Source organism: Paenibacillus sp. Z3-2, assembly GCF_054161325.1.
In genome coordinates this window covers 280,787-297,036 of sequence record NZ_CP096397.1, presented here as the reverse complement: position 1 = coordinate 297,036, position 16,250 = coordinate 280,787, and the positions used below count along the sequence as shown (strand labels likewise).

General features: G+C 48.1%; 10 protein-coding genes and 1 rRNA gene. 2 read left to right on the top strand and 9 right to left on the bottom strand.

Annotated elements, in window-relative coordinates; translation table 11 throughout:
* Window positions 1-18: 18 nt before the first annotated feature.
* From M1D71_RS01355 to M1D71_RS01320, 8 genes are all read right to left on the bottom strand, one after another.
* Window positions 19-1,571, bottom strand: a 16S ribosomal RNA gene (locus M1D71_RS01355).
* A gap of 676 nt (window positions 1,572-2,247) precedes the next feature.
* Window positions 2,248-2,793, bottom strand: a complete 546-nt coding sequence (locus M1D71_RS01350; RefSeq protein WP_458124952.1) for an N-acetyltransferase family protein — start codon at window positions 2,791-2,793, stop codon at window positions 2,248-2,250.
* A 53-nt stretch (window positions 2,794-2,846) separates the two neighbouring features.
* A complete protein-coding gene (locus M1D71_RS01345; protein WP_458124951.1) occupies window positions 2,847-4,439 on the bottom strand; it encodes a response regulator in 1,593 nt (530 codons plus the stop codon).
* An 8-nt stretch (window positions 4,440-4,447) separates the two neighbouring features.
* A complete protein-coding gene (locus M1D71_RS01340) occupies window positions 4,448-6,298 on the bottom strand; it encodes a cache domain-containing sensor histidine kinase (RefSeq protein WP_458124950.1) in 1,851 nt (616 codons plus the stop codon).
* Between the two features lie 28 nt (window positions 6,299-6,326).
* Window positions 6,327-7,175, bottom strand: coding sequence for a carbohydrate ABC transporter permease (locus M1D71_RS01335; RefSeq protein ID WP_458124949.1), 849 nt, complete (start codon window positions 7,173-7,175; stop codon window positions 6,327-6,329).
* Window positions 7,172-8,122: a carbohydrate ABC transporter permease gene (locus tag M1D71_RS01330; RefSeq protein WP_458124948.1), complete on the bottom strand. Its 951-nt coding sequence runs from the start codon at window positions 8,120-8,122 to the stop codon at window positions 7,172-7,174. The genes M1D71_RS01335 and M1D71_RS01330 overlap by 4 nt, the downstream gene beginning before the upstream one ends.
* Window positions 8,123-8,170: 48 nt before the next feature.
* Window positions 8,171-9,511, bottom strand: coding sequence for an ABC transporter substrate-binding protein (locus tag M1D71_RS01325; protein WP_458124947.1), 1,341 nt, complete (start codon window positions 9,509-9,511; stop codon window positions 8,171-8,173).
* Between the two features lie 246 nt (window positions 9,512-9,757).
* The gene (locus tag M1D71_RS01320) at window positions 9,758-12,004 is read right to left on the bottom strand and encodes a glycoside hydrolase family 88/105 protein (protein WP_458127130.1); all 2,247 of its coding nucleotides are present in this window, start codon (window positions 12,002-12,004) and stop codon (window positions 9,758-9,760) included.
* Window positions 12,005-12,372: 368 nt separating this feature from the next.
* On the opposite strand from M1D71_RS01320, the gene M1D71_RS01315 reads away from it, so the two are divergent.
* Window positions 12,373-13,200: a methyl-accepting chemotaxis protein gene (locus M1D71_RS01315; protein WP_145326323.1), complete on the top strand. Its 828-nt coding sequence runs from the start codon at window positions 12,373-12,375 to the stop codon at window positions 13,198-13,200.
* A gap of 167 nt (window positions 13,201-13,367) precedes the next feature.
* Here the strand turns inward: M1D71_RS01315 and M1D71_RS01310 are convergent, their stop codons facing one another.
* Window positions 13,368-14,186 carry an endonuclease/exonuclease/phosphatase family protein gene (locus tag M1D71_RS01310; protein WP_458124946.1) on the bottom strand — a complete coding sequence of 273 codons (819 nt, stop codon included), beginning with the start codon at window positions 14,184-14,186 and terminating at the stop codon, window positions 13,368-13,370.
* 283 nt (window positions 14,187-14,469) lie between these two features.
* On the opposite strand from M1D71_RS01310, the gene M1D71_RS01305 reads away from it, so the two are divergent.
* On the top strand, window positions 14,470-16,248 hold the full coding sequence (locus M1D71_RS01305; RefSeq protein ID WP_458124945.1) for an SWIM zinc finger family protein: 1,779 nt from the start codon (window positions 14,470-14,472) through the stop codon (window positions 16,246-16,248).
* The last annotated feature ends 2 nt before the right edge of the window (window positions 16,249-16,250 follow it).

Sequence of the window (16,250 nt, the reverse complement as noted above, 5' to 3'; positions counted from 1 at the left end):
GGAAACGATTCTCCATAGAAAGGAGGTGATCCAGCCGCACCTTCCGATACGGCTACCTTGTTACGACTTCACCCCAATCATCTATCCCACCTTCGGCGGCTGGCTCCTTGCGGTTACCCCACCGACTTCGGGTGTTATAAACTCTCGTGGTGTGACGGGCGGTGTGTACAAGACCCGGGAACGTATTCACCGCGGCATGCTGATCCGCGATTACTAGCAATTCCGACTTCATGCAGGCGAGTTGCAGCCTGCAATCCGAACTGAGACCGGCTTTGTTGGGATTGGCTCCATCTCGCGATTTCGCAGCCCGTTGTACCGGCCATTGTAGTACGTGTGTAGCCCAGGTCATAAGGGGCATGATGATTTGACGTCATCCCCACCTTCCTCCGGTTTGTCACCGGCAGTCTATCTAGAGTGCCCACCCGAAGTGCTGGCAACTAAATATAAGGGTTGCGCTCGTTGCGGGACTTAACCCAACATCTCACGACACGAGCTGACGACAACCATGCACCACCTGTCTCCTCTGTCCCGAAGGAAAGGTACATCTCTGTACCGGTCAGAGGGATGTCAAGACCTGGTAAGGTTCTTCGCGTTGCTTCGAATTAAACCACATACTCCACTGCTTGTGCGGGTCCCCGTCAATTCCTTTGAGTTTCAGTCTTGCGACCGTACTCCCCAGGCGGAGTGCTTAATGTGTTAACTTCGGCACCAAGGGTATCGAAACCCCTAACACCTAGCACTCATCGTTTACGGCGTGGACTACCAGGGTATCTAATCCTGTTTGCTCCCCACGCTTTCGCGCCTCAGCGTCAGTTACAGCCCAGAGAGTCGCCTTCGCCACTGGTGTTCCTCCACATATCTACGCATTTCACCGCTACACGTGGAATTCCACTCTCCTCTTCTGCACTCAAGTCACCCAGTTTCCAGTGCGATCCGGGGTTGAGCCCCGGGATTAAACACCAGACTTAAATGACCGCCTGCGCGCGCTTTACGCCCAATAATTCCGGACAACGCTTGCCCCCTACGTATTACCGCGGCTGCTGGCACGTAGTTAGCCGGGGCTTTCTTCTCAGGTACCGTCACCTTGAGAGCAGTTACTCTCCCAAGCGTTCTTCCCTGGCAACAGAGCTTTACGATCCGAAAACCTTCATCACTCACGCGGCATTGCTCCGTCAGGCTTTCGCCCATTGCGGAAGATTCCCTACTGCTGCCTCCCGTAGGAGTCTGGGCCGTGTCTCAGTCCCAGTGTGGCCGATCACCCTCTCAGGTCGGCTACGCATCGTCGCCTTGGTGAGCCGTTACCTCACCAACTAGCTAATGCGCCGCAGGCCCATCCCCAAGTGACAGATTGCTCCGTCTTTCCAGTTCTCTTCAGGCGAAGAAAACAATTATTCGGTATTAGCTACCGTTTCCGGTAGTTGTCCCAAACTTGAGGGCAGGTTGCCTACGTGTTACTCACCCGTCCGCCGCTAAGTATCAAGGAAGCAAGCTCCCTATCAACTCCGCTCGACTTGCATGTATTAGGCATGCCGCCAGCGTTCGTCCTGAGCCAGGATCAAACTCTCCAATAAAGATGAATTTCAGTAGCGTGGTTAAACGCTATAAAAATCATCTCAAGTATTTGAAAAGAGCGATAAGCTCATTTTGAATCTGACGAGATTAAAAATCTCATTTGTGCTCCAGTCGATTCAAGCCAAGGCTTGTCTCCAACTTTCGCGTTCATTCTGCAAGCAGAATGTTTACTCACTCGTTGTTCAGTTTTCAAAGATCAAACTTATTTCGTTACCGAGTGTTGTTCTCCTCAGCAACTTTTATATCATAACACTTCCGAACCAACTTAGCAAGCTCTTTTTTTTAAGTTTCTTTCGAAGCTTATTTTGTTTTGCCTGCACACACTTTGTTTCTCGTGTTTTTTTTGGCCGGAAATAGAATATACCATATGAACAATATAATTACTACTTGTAAAATATCCCACCAATGACCTTATTGCTTCTTTGATATAATCTCTTTTCAAACTCTTCAATGGACGGCAATATCCTCTTACTATACCCGACATGCCCTCGCTAGTCTAATCTGTCTCAATATAGGTTGTGTACAGATCCGATCAACATCATTACGTTCTATATAATAAGAAACACAATACCTTATTGGAGAACAATGCTATCTATTATTTTGATATATCGAATATAGTAATTTGAACTTACTCTTCTGTGAGCATGATAAGTTATGGTCTTCACTTCTATACTCTTACTCTTTGAACCTGCCCATCACTATCGTGTCGTGATAACGTCCATCCGCGTGTCGCCGATCCTTTTTCAAAACACCTTCGATTCCGAAGCCACACTTTTGATATAGCTCAATTGCCTTTTTGTTTGATGCCAGCACGTTCAAGGTCATCTTCTCTACACCACTCTGGTCTGCCCACTCTATAGACTTCTCCAACAAGTTCTTGCCAATCCCATGTCCCCAGAACTCCCTGGCTACACACACACCGAACTCAACCTTATGGCAAAAGCGCTTCAACTCTGTGCCTTCACATCGGGAGTATCCCACTATCTCACCCGCTACTACAGCAACGAGGAATATATTACGCCGCTTCTCGCTATCCAAATGGATGATACGCCGAAACCCAGCTGCATCGATATAAGCCTCGCCCTCTTCACGATCCATGTTCTCCGTTTCCCCGTCCAGTTGTACACGAAGTGAAGACAAGGCTTCAGCATCCTTTTCCTCTGCCGATCTAATCGAGTAAGATACTCCTTTAATGTAATACTCCTGTTGTTCGATAATCATTAGAACCAATCCGCCTATTCCTCTTTATTTAATTTAATATACTCTCTATTGCTCTAACCAACCTCAGACGGACTCTTGCCTGTAAGCATCTTGAACACCTGACTGAAATACGTGGCATTACGGAACCCCGTCATCTCACTTACCTCGTATACCATGTAATGTCCCGACTGCAACAGTTCCAACGCTCTCTGAATCCGGTACCCATTCAAATAACTGACGAAATTCTCTCCAGTCACCCTTTTGAACAGTTGACTCAGATACTTTGGATGCACGAATAGCCCCTTGGCTATTGCTTCAAAACTAATCTCTTCGGCGTAATGCAGTTCCACATACTGTTTCACCTGCTCTATCAGTTTATTGCTTTTCTTCTCGCCCATCTCTTTGCGTATCTGATCCAGCCAGTTGCAGATAATACGGTCCATCCAGTTTACCAGATCATGCAATGCATATTTTGATTGAATTTCACGCAAAAAATCACTCATCGCTAGCGGCGGCGTTAACATAGGGTGGAGTCGGTTCCAGCTATGCATCAATGTGTCAAACAGACTGACGGCCACAACCTGTACATCCTGTATCCCAACACATTTCCCCTCTTTCAGCAAAAGGCGAATATGATGCCATACCTCTTCCGCCAGGTCAGGTCTAATATCCGCCCAAGCCTCATTCCATTGACGAAGCAATAATGAATAATCGGTCACACTTGGTTCTGTATCCATTGATGCTTCATAGTGGTAGATACGACTTCCACCTTGAAACTCTGCTGTTTCCACCGCTTCCCTGCTCTCCAGATAAGAGTCTATCACCTCACATGGGTGACTTTTGGATCTTCCGATTCCGGCACTTACTTCGATTTTCAGATACGTAAAGATCTGATCGATCATCCTCTCCACAAGTAGCAAGATTTCCTCCATTTGATCTTTATCTCCTAATAGAAGCAACACAAATACCTGATCTGAGTAATCAACAATCTCTACCTGACCTCCCGCCATGTGCTCGGATTGCTCCTTTACCGTCTCCTGAATAATATCGGCTGCCCCATAGCGGAGAAGCTGCCAGTCCCGTTCTTTCATCCGTGTCAGAAATACGGGGCGATTCAGTTGCAGACTAATGGCGCGTGCCTGTGAGGACATATGAATGCCTATATACTCCATGCGTTCTTTAGGCAGCTCATCTGCCCGATATCGCGTAGTCAGCAGTTCGTGAAGAAATTGTTTGCGCAGATAGGGAAGTACCCGTCCAACCTCCTGCTTGTACGTCCGCTCCAGCCGCTCATGTCGCTCTCGTACATCTTGCTCCAATAATACCTCCCGCAACACAGACTCAATCTCCTCCACCTCTGCCGGCTTCAGCAAAAAGTGATTCACACCCCAGCGCATGGCTGCACGGGCGTTCTCGAATTCGTCATATCCACTAAGGATGATAATCGGCAGATGGGGATGATCACGCCTCAGCGCCTGTGTAATCTCAAGCCCGGTCATCCCGGGTAGATAGACGTCGGTCATGACGAGATCTGGATGCATGCGGTGGAACAACTCCAGCGCATGCAAGCCATTGGAAGCTGTACCTGCAATGCTGAGGCCCAGTGAAGGCCAATCGATATGTTCGGTTAGAGCCTTAACAATATGCGGATCGTCATCTACAAGCATAATGGTCTTCATCCTTTTTCACCGTCCAGCCACAGATTTAATTGCTCGTCGGTCTCTATACGCGGCAGCGTAATGGTCACTTCCACGCCACCCAACTCTCCATCACTCAGTTGAACGCCATATCTCTTCCCGCAATACAGCTGAATGCGCTGATGTACATTCCGTACACCGATACCACACGTGTCTTCCAGCTCCCAGCCTTCCGGTAAACCTTGCCCATTATCCGTGATGCGAATGACGATATCTGAGTGATAGCCTTCTGCTTCGTGCATATGCACCTGAATTCGAAGTGTGCCTTCTTCGGGATGCCCGTGCATAACGGCATTTTCGATAAAGGGCTGCAAAATGATCTTGGGAATGTAACAGCCGCGAATACGCGGATCAATCTGTTCCTGATATTGAATAGAGAAGGGTAGACGCTCTGACTGAATGCTGACGTAGCAACGTGCATGCTCCAACTCATCCCGCACCTGAATAAACAATCTCCCTCCACTCAATCCGATCCGTAACAGCTTACTGAGTTGTACAATCATGCGACTGATGTCTTTGGCTTCGTAATCTAGTGCACGCCAGTGGATCATGTCGAGGGTGTTATATAGAAAATGGGGTTTGATCTGAGCCTCAAGCAAGCCCGTCTGGGCTTCCCGCTTGGCACGGCTCTCATCCTTCACCTGTTCCATCAGCGTCGTGAGTTGTGAAGCCATGTGATTGAAGCCATAAGCCAAGTGGGCGTATTCCTCTGTGAAAGACAACTGAACCCGGGTATTGAAATCCCCTTTCTCCAATTGTCTCATCCGCTTGATCAATTGGCGTAGAGGACGAATAATCCGCCGCACGAAGAGATACGCGAGTACTGCCGAGAATAACAACCCCAGCACCGCAATGCCGAGGATCTGCCATCCTGCTTGCCTGACTGGAGATAAAAGCATATGAACCGGGATCGTCTGCACCAGACGCCACTGAAGCATGGCTGGTCTGGAATATAGCACAAGCTGTGAACCACCGGACTGACCGGAGACCACTTCGAATCCGTCTTCTCCACGCTGGACGTGTTCCTGAATCCAGGCACTGTCTACTATAGAAGGAGAATCCCCATCTCCACCACTTGTATTAGAGTCATCTGGCCACTTAGATCCCTCAACGGGATTAGATTCCCCCATCTGCATGACGACTTTGCCAGCCGTGTCCACCAGCAATACCTTTCCATCCAACACCATAGGCATATCCGCAAACCTGCGTACAATGTCAGCACGACTCAGTCGAATGAGCACATAGGCCACCGTACCCCCTCGGCTGTCAAAGATTCGCTGGGCGTACCCGATTAATGATTGACCAGATTCATTCTCGCGCAAAGGTACCCATGCTGCATCTGCCTGCTCCAGTGCATCGAACCAGGAATCACCGGATATCGTGTCTACCGGGAAGATGCGATCAGGCATGGTGACAGCAACACCGTTAAATGCATCCGTGTACAACTCTATAGAAGTAATACCTTCACTGACGACCAGCGTATGATCCAATATGCGGGATACTTCCCGCCGTTGATGAATCTGCGAAAGTCTCCCTGTCTCCATCGTTTCGAGCAAACTGGACAGTTCCCGATTGCTTGCCAAAGCGTAGGCATTGCCCGTTACACTTGTGATAAAGTCAAATCCCCGTCGTGTGCTCTCGTTCAGAAGAGCCAGACGTGCTTTGCTAATCTCGGCAAAGGTGACTGCTGAGAAAGACTGATATGCCAGCCAGACCACAACCGAGACGAGCAGGAGATTAAACGCAATAAAGCAAGTCACCATCAATGTGGAGAGCTTGCTTTGTTGCAGCTTTTGATTAATAAATGAAGACCATCTTCCTTTCCGCATGCGAAAATCAACTCGTTTCGTCTTGGAATTACCCTTTGAGTCCAGAGGTTGCGATTCCTTCCACGAAGTACTTTTGACACACGATAAATACGATAAAACATGGCACCAGCGACAATACCGACATCGCAAACATTGGACCCCAATCGGATTGAGAGCTGGAATCAAGGAACAAACGCAGACCTAACGGCACTGTATATTTGCTCACGTCGCTCAGGTAGATCAACTGACTGAAGAAGTCATCCCATGTCCACAAGAACGTGAAAATCATCGTAGTGACCAGTGCTGGGAAAGCCAGTGGAATGATGATTTTGGTATATATTTTCACAGGACCGCATCCATCAATGGTAGCTGCCTCATCCAACTCTTTAGGCAATCCCCGGAAGAACTGCACCATGAGAAAAATGAAGAATGCGTCCGTCGCCAGCCATTTTGGCACGACGAGAGGCAAATACGTATTCACCCACTCCAAGTGGTTGAAAAGGATATACTGCGGGATCAGCGTCACATGATGTGGCAGCATGATCGTCATGAGCATCAGGCCGAAGCAGATAGCTTTGAAACGAAAATTCAGTCGGGCGAAGGCATACGCCGCCATAGAGCAAGAGATGACATTGCCCAGCACAGCTCCAAGCGACAGGATGACAGAGTTGGTCAGGAAGCGGGAGAACGGATTACCCTGAATCCCCGACCAGCCATTCATGTAATTTTGCCAATTCCATTCCTGCGGCCAGAACCAGGTCTCTGTAAAGATCATATGTCCCGGTTTGAACGAGCTGCCCAGCATCCAGAGAATCGGATAGAGCATGACAAAGGCGATGCCTGAGATCAGCACATGTTTGCCGAAGACCCATGCTGTGGAGTTCCGTTGTCCAATCATGATTTTCCACCATCCTCATAGTGCACCCACAGCTTGCTGCTGCGGAATACGAGCAATGTAAATACGCCAATCAGGATCACCAGCACCCAGGCCATCGCGGAAGCATAGCCCATCTGAAAGAACGAGAATCCTTTTTTGTACAGATACAGAGAGTACATTAAGGTTGAATTCACTGGCCCTCCGCTACCGTTACTGATAACAAAAGCCTGTGTGAACGATTGAAAGGACGTAATCAGCTGCATCACGAGATTGAAGAAGATGACAGGTGACAGAATCGGCAACGTTATATAGAAGAATCTCCGCAGAGGACCTGCACCATCTACCGCTGAGGCTTCATCATACTCGGGTGGAATCTGCTTCAGGCCAGCCAGAAAAATAATCATCGAGGATCCGAACTGCCATACGGATAACAGGACGATGGAGTACAGGGCATACTTCGGATTCGCAACCCAATCGGGAGCTTTAATGCCTACCATGGCAAGGACACTATTGAGCAGCCCATCCCCACCCAGCATTTTACGCCACAACATCGCAATCGCCACGCTACCCCCAAGCAATGTCGGGATGTAATACACCGTCCGGTAAATACCGAGTCCTCGAATCCCTTTGTTGAGCAACATGGCTACCAGTAGCGCAAAGATCAACTTGACCGGTACGGATACAGCGACATACGTGAAGGTGACTTTGAGCGACTGGGTAAACAGTTTATCCGATGTAAACATCGTGTTGTAGTTATCCAGACCGACCCAGGAAGGGGCGGCCAGGATACTGTAATCAGTGAACGAGATGTATAACGATACCAACATGGGACCAAGGGTTAGAAATAACAATCCGACAAGCCATGGGGCGAGGAACAGAAGCGCTGCTCCATTGTGGGCATATCTCCGTTTCACCCGCCGGGTAGTTACACGCTCGATTCGGGCTTGACTGACCTGTGATGTCGTCATCTTCGCAACCTCCCCGCAGAATTAGAAGTCTGGAACGGTTTCAATGGTTTATTGACTCGATCCAAGCGTAGCCTTCGCTCCTTCAATAAACTGTGCAATCACATCTGGAGTACTGCCTTGACCGAAGGCGATCTGCTCGCTTGCGCTCTTGAAACTCGTGTCCACTTCAGCAAATCCTTGCGGGTATGGCGGGTCAATCTCACTCGAATGCTTCGATACAGTATCGATAAATTGGAAAATAACTTGCTCCGCTTCCGGCAGTTTTGGCTGCATCTGCTCACGAATGCTTGAGTTAACCGGCACACCACGTTCAGAACCGAGAATGGCAGTTGCTTCTGGATCATTCACCATGAAATCGATGAACATAGCCACTTCTTTCGGATGTTTTGTTTTGCCATAACCGGATAGGAACTGACCTGGCTTCAGGTATTCGCCAATTTGCTGCTCGTTAACACCATGCGGAAGCACTTGTATGCCCAGTTTATGATCCTGGTTTTTGTTCACTTGCTGGAATGTCAGTAGCTGGTTGGACCACGCAAAATCCATAGCGGCTGTGCCCAGTGAAATTGGGCGTGTCTCCAGTGCGTTGGTTGTGGATGCCGTTATCTCCGCTGTGGTCACTCCACCATTCTCACGAAGTGCACCCCACATGTCGAACCATTGTTGAAGCTCCTCGCTGGTAGCGGTCATCGTGCCACCGTCAAACAATCCTTTCCCGGACTGTCGGATAAATACCTCAAACATATTCGTTGTACCGGAAATGTCTGCAGATCCGTAGAACCCCTCACCTTTGGCTGCGGCGATCTTGGTCGCAATATCCCCAAAATCCTTCCATGTCCAGCTCTCTTGTGGTTCTTCTATACCTAATTCCTGAAATACGGTGGCGTCATAGATGACACCTGGTGCGTTAACTCCGAGGGTAATCGCATATAATTTATCGTCAATCGAACCGGCTGTAATCATGCTCTGATCATGATCCTCTGTCCGCAGCTCTTTGCTCTCTGCAAACGGGGTCAGGTCAAGCAAGGCACCACGCCGGGCAAAGTCAGTCAGAAAGGCGTAATCCATCTGGATGATATCCGGTGCATTCGAACCGGCTACCTGTGTAGTCAACTTGTCAAAGTAACCGTCCCAACCGGAATATTCAGGCTTAATGGTGATTCCCGGATGTTTCTCTTCAAACAATTGGATCACTTTGGTCGTCAGATCATGTCTAGTCTGTGATCCCCACCAGGTCATGCGCAGTTCAACCTTACCTGATGAATCTCCTTCATTTCCACTTGCTTCACCAGAAGAAGATGGTGTATCGGTGGCCCCTCCAGAACAGGCTGTAGCGAACAATAACAGGGACAGGCAGAACAGGGTTACCCACTTTTTTGTAATCATCATAAATGAATTTCCTCCCCTTCTTGCATTTATGGAATCGCTTACAAACCTATTGTATCGGTCCATTGCTGCACATGACATAAACAAAAGTAAGCTTTCCTGTCAAAAAAGTAAGGAGTTACAGGAATCAAAAACCACCAGGAATGATATTCCCGGCGGCTTAGTTCCCGTATCGGTATGATTACGGGTATACATCCATGATACGTGAAGAAGAAGATAGCGGGTTGATATGGAACGAAAGTATGAAAATCAGATGGAGTGCGTGACGGCAGGTGAAGTCACTTTGTGATCAGCCAAATGATTCTTCATTTTTGCAACCTCAGTTCCTGCCAGCATCATAATGCCTATTCCGTGATTGTCATTGGTGACGGTACGCAAGTCCTGATCATAATACTCTGCCGTAAACGCATATCTCGAACCGCTGCACACGCCATGCACATTCCCTTGACGATCAATCGCTTTGCAGATGAGTCCCTTCCATGCCCGCTGGGCAGCTGTGACGTAAACTTCAGGGTCTTTGAACCAGCCAAAACGCACACCACGTGCAAAGCCATAGGCAAACATGGCTGTACATGAGGCTTCTTCATACGTCTGTGAGTCATTCAACACCTGATGCCATAACCCGCCTTCCCCTTGAAGTGCTGCATACCCTTCACATAGTTCGTTGAAAAATTCAATTAAAGCTGGGCGCTCAGAATGCTCCTTCGGCAAAGCTTCCAGCACCTCCGTCAACGAAAACAGTGTCCAGCCGTTTCCGCGTCCCCATGGAATCTGCGTTGCCTGTCCGTATTTGAAATCATATACGTGAGACATAATCTTGAACTCAGCCATGAACAGATATTTCCGATACAATAAAAACTGTCTGGCGGCTTCATCCAGTGCGGATGAGCTTCCCTTCACACGGGCATATCGAACGAGAAACGGCGTGCTCATATAGAGGTCATCTGCCCACATGGTATTCTCGGCATACTCCCCTACGCATGTACGATAAAACGCACCATCTTCTTGTCGTTCCAAACGGGAAAGCATGAAGTCCGCAATCCGCTCAGCAATTGGAAGAAACGTTGGTTCATGGCACTCGGAGTACGCTTCCAGCATCGCTGAACCAAAAGAACCGCAGTTATCCAGCATTTTCAGCATGACCAGTTGTTGATTAACTGCTGGGAAACCATATTGCTCCCGATCCCATAATGAGTACTCATACATCTGGGTACATGCCTGCACATGCTCAGCCGCATAACGTGTAATGTCCGGTCTCTGCAGATAACGCCCAGTCCGTAATAGACCATATACAGTGACACCCAATGGATAATCCCAGCGGCCATAATTGGTCACACTGCCCACTGTCCATTTGTTGCTTAACATGGCGTTTTCATAATAGGGTCTGATCCAAGCATCCGGTCGATCCAATCGCCAATATGTCTGTTCCAGCCCTGTTTGGTACACTCGGTCCGTTCGAGTCAGATCCTGCAAATCCGGTTCAACCTCCGACTCAAAAGGCCCAACATATAACCAAGACTCTCCAGTAGCACCGTGCACACGCTGAGGAAGTTCAAGTGAAAGCGGCTTACCCGAAACGGTTGCATTCAAATTAAAATGCCAAGGTTCAGCCGTATCGTTGCATTCACTTCGGACAAGCAGGTCACTCCGTCCAAAAGAGATTGGTATATCCACTTCGAACGTACCCGCTTCCTTCACCTGTGCCACAGGCTTGCCGCTAATCCATATACTTAAAGAACCCGAAGATTGACCTGACAATCGCACTGGACTCCCGGTTGAATCGTTATTGTTCAGATGGGTCCAAGCATAAGCATGCCGACCTGGAAGATGCCCATATATTCGCTCAAGGGCTGGTTTTGAATCATCCTGATCAGACCAGCCTGTCTCAGGCAGCCACTTTAAACTGTAATCTGCTTCTTGTCCAAGCAGGTCCAGTTGCTTACTTGCGGCCCGATCCGGTTGGGAGAATATCCACCCTGCTTGTCCCTGTCTCTCCTGAAACGGAGCAAGGATGTTCAAAATGCGCACTTTACCTTCATCTGATCCGAACTGGCAACCGAAGCCGGCAGGCGTGTTTTTCATTTCCAGCCAAATAGTGTTCCAACCAGGCTTGATGTCGATGCTGAGCTTCACCGTTGCGTCTGGACTAATCTCATCCATTACCGTAGAGCGATAGACCATCTGCTCATTGAAGTAGAAACGAACAGGCCCATAACAGCGGACCAGTATATCCAGGTTTCGGTCCTCATCCCCCCAGACCAGTGCAGCTGCGTAAGATATATGGTCTTTAGGTGCGCAAGGAAAGCGTTTACCTAAATTCAGATCATAAAGCCCTTTTTCATTTTGCAAAATACCAGACTTCTGAAATACCCGATATACAAAATCAGCCTGCGCATTGGCTCCAATATACCTCTCGGCCAGTACCTTCAGTACCTGATCCTGATCTTCTCCAAATCGGTAATACATACTCTGCGGTTCACTGAAATAGGTCGTCATCGTTGGCACACATCCTTCTCCCGTTGAAATAAAGTCTTATATCGTTGCATTCATACCATCCACACTGGAGCACCAACTCATAAGCAGTAATGAAGTATAGCGCTTAACCCAGGTGGATAATCCCCTTACCGGAAATAGGCATGTCCCTTGGTTATCTTCTGAATAGCCGAATAATAATCCCAGTATAACTGACATGTTCTGTGGTGGCTACAGATTTTTGATTACGCTTACAATTATATTGAATTTATTCGCCTTGTCTCTCCAGGTTAACTTAAATTTAAACAATGGTTTAAAAACGAGAAAACGTTACCGATATAAATACTAGATTGAAAAATTCCACTTTTTGTATCGGGAAGGAAAGATGCACATTGAATACTCTTGAATCTCTGGTAAATGCTATGCCTTTTGTTAGCCAAATGTTCCGTGACGACATATCCATATCCATTAATGATCATGAGAAAGTATTGTATTTTTCCGAGGCAAAAAGTCTGGAGATTGGTGTAAAGGTTGGGGATGAGCTGCATGATGACTATAAACATTTCAAAATGCTGACTAACAGAGATTCCCGTACCGTGGCACGCATGCCTGGTGATCTGCAGGGCAGACCCTTTGATGCCATCTTGATTCCTATTAAAGAAAACGATCAAGTCGTTGGTATATTGGGTGTAAACTACGCGCTGGATAGCCATATGACCCTCGAAAATCTGATTCGTGAAAATGAAACAACCATTAATGCTCTCGTTGGTGGCATTCAGCAGATTGCTGCACATTCCGAAGAACTCTCCGCGACATCGGAAGAGATTCTGCGCAATTCCAAAAAAGCTTCCGAGAACTCGGTCAGTGTAAGTAAAGTAACGAACGTCATTCGTGAAGTATCTGAACAAACCAACCTGCTTGGACTCAACGCCATGATTGAGGCAGCTCGTGTTGGCGATCAGGGGGCCGGCTTCGGCGTGGTGGCCAGTGAAGTGCGTAAGCTGTCCGATCATACGAAACAAGCAGCGGCTGATATTGAATCATCACTCGGCAGTGTACAAGAATCCATGAAACATATGGAGCAGGAGATCGGTCAGATTACAACCGCAACGGTGGATCAGGCCAAGCTCGTTACCGAATTCATGGAAAGTATTGAACAGCTTAGCGAGACAAGTGCGAATCTGAAAAAGTTTGTACATCAGATGCTGGCACTCGAATAGTACTAGTATTAGCCCAATTACACAACAAAAAGAACAAACAATATGATATGTACATAGGAAATTTATTTTGGATGGAAAAAGCCTCCGCCTACACTTCCCTTTACAGGAAGTCAGCGGAGGCTTTGTTTCGTATTTGCGGTGATATCCCATTTATAGTCGAATGGCTGTTATATCTCTACAGCAACGCCGTAATGGTCGGACACGACCGGCCCGTTTTTACCGTTCAAGACCACGGTGGAAGACTTGGCCTGGATTGGACGATTGGAGAAGATATAGTCGATCCGCAGATCGTGCTTGTTGTCTGCCCAGCCGGCAATGGCCTTCACCACGGTTGCTCCATTATCCTTTTGCAATGCTGTGGTATACAGGTCGTTCCAGCCTTTGCTCATCATATAATCATAGCCTTCATCACGTACTTCAGCCACATTATTGAAGTCACCCATCATATATAACGGTTGATCCATGTAGGGTACAAGCTTGCTCTCCGTCAAATCCCATTGTCCCTTGAACGGTTCCTGCGCATCATCCCACCAGTTGTAGTGTCCGTTCACGAACCAGGTTGCTTCACCTTGGACGACTGTCTCGATTCCCACAATCTTGCGTGTACGGTAATTGTTATAATCCCTCATGTGAGACACGTATTCTCCAAAAGCCTGCTTAATCGGCGTCCGGCTAAGGATCGCCAGTCCTTCGTCGTATTTACCGAACCCGACATGGGCGGGAATCCACGTCCAGTAATATTGCTCTGTCAGCTGCTGAAGCAGGACGTAGGCATAGTTATCTTTTTTAATCACAGCATCCGATTCAGTAGTATAATACATCTTCAGTTCTTCTTCAGAAAGCGCCGCTTCCTGCATGGATTGGTTGACCTCCTGCATGGAAATCACATCGAATTGATGTGTATTGATAAAATCAGCCAGCTGACTGATCTTGTTCAGTTGATCCTCTTCCGCCCAAGCGTGTGTGTTTAACGTAAGTATTTTCATATGCTCTCTCCTGTTGTTTGTAGTATGACCGTTTCCTCGGCCTGCATCGTTCCTGATAGGAATACATACCATAAGCATACACAATATGGTGCATTCTTGCATGTCTGCCGCCAGCAGAACCGAAATGTTCATCCTGGTTCCTGTTGGTCTAAAATAACTTCAAATTCTTCATAACCCATGCACGAATTGGCTCATAACTGATATGATGGATACATCAAATTCACAACATGACGTCATAGACGTGGTGATTATTGAACTTATGTTTACCCCAGGAGATGGAATGATGAACATACCCAATAACATGAGAATGGATGATGCGCAGTGGCAACAATTGATTCGGGAAGTTGCAGAGCATTTTAACAACCTGACGATTATGCGCGGATTCCAATATTATAAACAGAAACGTGTCGGACCATTAACTTATTCCGAACAACAAGGGATTTCGGCCGTTGTACAAGGATCGGAAGAGTACGAGGTCACACTGAGCATGCAATCCCTGTCTACCAGTTATTGTACCTGCCCGGTGAGTTCCCTTTGCAAACATATGACTGCTGTATTGATGAGTTATGCCGAGCAACTGGAGCGACCTGTGCATGCCATTGTGAATGCGCACTCCAGTACCGCACTCAAACAAACGACTAAACCTGTCGGGGCCATATCCGCAGGACAATCCAGCTACGCAGATGCCCATCATGAAGAGCAGGATATGGATATTCCGGACAACCAATACAGCCAGATCAAGGAGCGTGCAACAGAACTTGCCGATCTCGAAATCTCGGAATGGCACGAACTATTCCACTCATGTCTGAGACGGCTGGGGACTGGCACAGCAAGCACATCCTACGTACAAGAAGCAACGGACGAGCTATATGCCATTAAACCAAGGCTGCCCGCTGCAATGGACCAACTTTTTGAACTGCATGTGCAGCTGCACCTTATGCGATTCTGTGTGCCTCCGTCCCGTAACTCCATCACGCATACCCCTGTGTACTTGAGCTACCCCGCCCAGCTCGCGGTGGATGCACTTCAGAAAGACATTGAACGGATCTTTAACCATCCTTTAGACCTGTCAGGTCTAAAGGGAAACAAGCTTGAACAACATTGGAACAGACTGGCCGAAACCTCGGCTTATTTACGTAAACAGATGATGTCGGAGACAGCCAGCATGATGTTCTTCACTCCGATCTATCGACAACTGTGGTTGAACTGGATTGTGTCTGAGCTTCAAGAGTCTCAGGACATGCTGAACTCGGAACAGGCCATATTAAATGATATAGAGCGCGGTATAATCGCCGCTTCTGCACCATCCCAATCAGGTGAAAGTGTCTTGAGTGGCGCTCAAAGTAGTACAACTAGTAGCGATAGACCAAGCAAAGCCGTAACTCTGCCCCTGCCACTGGTACTCGGACAGAGCTGGATGCACTTCCATCTGGGGCAGGATGATCAGGCGTGGCAACGACTCGTCCATGGAAGCTCAGCCTATGGCATCCCGCCAGGAGATCTGTTGCATTTTCTCCATGTACTCGCAGATTCGGCTGAATGGAAGCGGCTGGGGGATTGGTTGGTACAACTGGGCCCCCTTCTGGCGAATCGACGCAACACACCTTTGAATGATTACATGCATCTATGGGATACGGCCATTCATCATCTGCCCGATGCAGAGAACCGCATGTGGGACACGCTTGTCAGTATGCTTCCCCACTCCCGCTCCGCCTACGAGGATGCCATGCATTCCCGTGGACAGTGGCGCAGGTGGATTGATTTTCAGCTGAGTACGGGAACGGAACCTCTCGAATTCCGCGTAGCGATGCTGCAACCAATCGAAAAAGATGCACCTGAGCTACTTCTCCCCTTCTATCATCAGGCCGTGGAGCGTTATATCGGACACAAAAACAGGGACGGATACAAAGCAGCCGTGAAGCTGCTGAAACGTCTGTCCAAAATCTATAAGAAATTAAAGCAAGAAGCGCACTGGGAGCAATTTATCACCACACTCGCTGTTCGTAACAGTCGGCTGCGCGCCCTGCAGGAAGAGCTTCGGAAAGGTAAACTGATCTCATGAGC

Excerpts from the sequence above, each read along its gene's own strand:
- M1D71_RS01305 (WP_458124945.1), top strand. The coding sequence starts at position 14,470 with ATGAACATACCCAATAACATGAGAATGGATGATGCGCAGTGGCAACAA.
- M1D71_RS01350 (WP_458124952.1), bottom strand. The coding sequence starts at position 2,793 with ATGATTATCGAACAACAGGAGTATTACATTAAAGGAGTATCTTACTCG.
- M1D71_RS01345 (WP_458124951.1), bottom strand. The coding sequence starts at position 4,439 with ATGCTTGTAGATGACGATCCGCATATTGTTAAGGCTCTAACCGAACAT.
- M1D71_RS01335 (WP_458124949.1), bottom strand. The coding sequence starts at position 7,175 with ATGATTGGACAACGGAACTCCACAGCATGGGTCTTCGGCAAACATGTG.
- M1D71_RS01325 (WP_458124947.1), bottom strand. The coding sequence starts at position 9,511 with ATGATGATTACAAAAAAGTGGGTAACCCTGTTCTGCCTGTCCCTGTTA.
- M1D71_RS01320 (WP_458127130.1), bottom strand. The coding sequence starts at position 12,004 with ATGACGACCTATTTCAGTGAACCGCAGAGTATGTATTACCGATTTGGA.
- M1D71_RS01340 (WP_458124950.1), bottom strand. The coding sequence starts at position 6,298 with ATGCGGAAAGGAAGATGGTCTTCATTTATTAATCAAAAGCTGCAACAA.
- M1D71_RS01330 (WP_458124948.1), bottom strand. The coding sequence starts at position 8,122 with ATGACGACATCACAGGTCAGTCAAGCCCGAATCGAGCGTGTAACTACC.
- M1D71_RS01310 (WP_458124946.1), bottom strand. The coding sequence starts at position 14,186 with ATGAAAATACTTACGTTAAACACACACGCTTGGGCGGAAGAGGATCAA.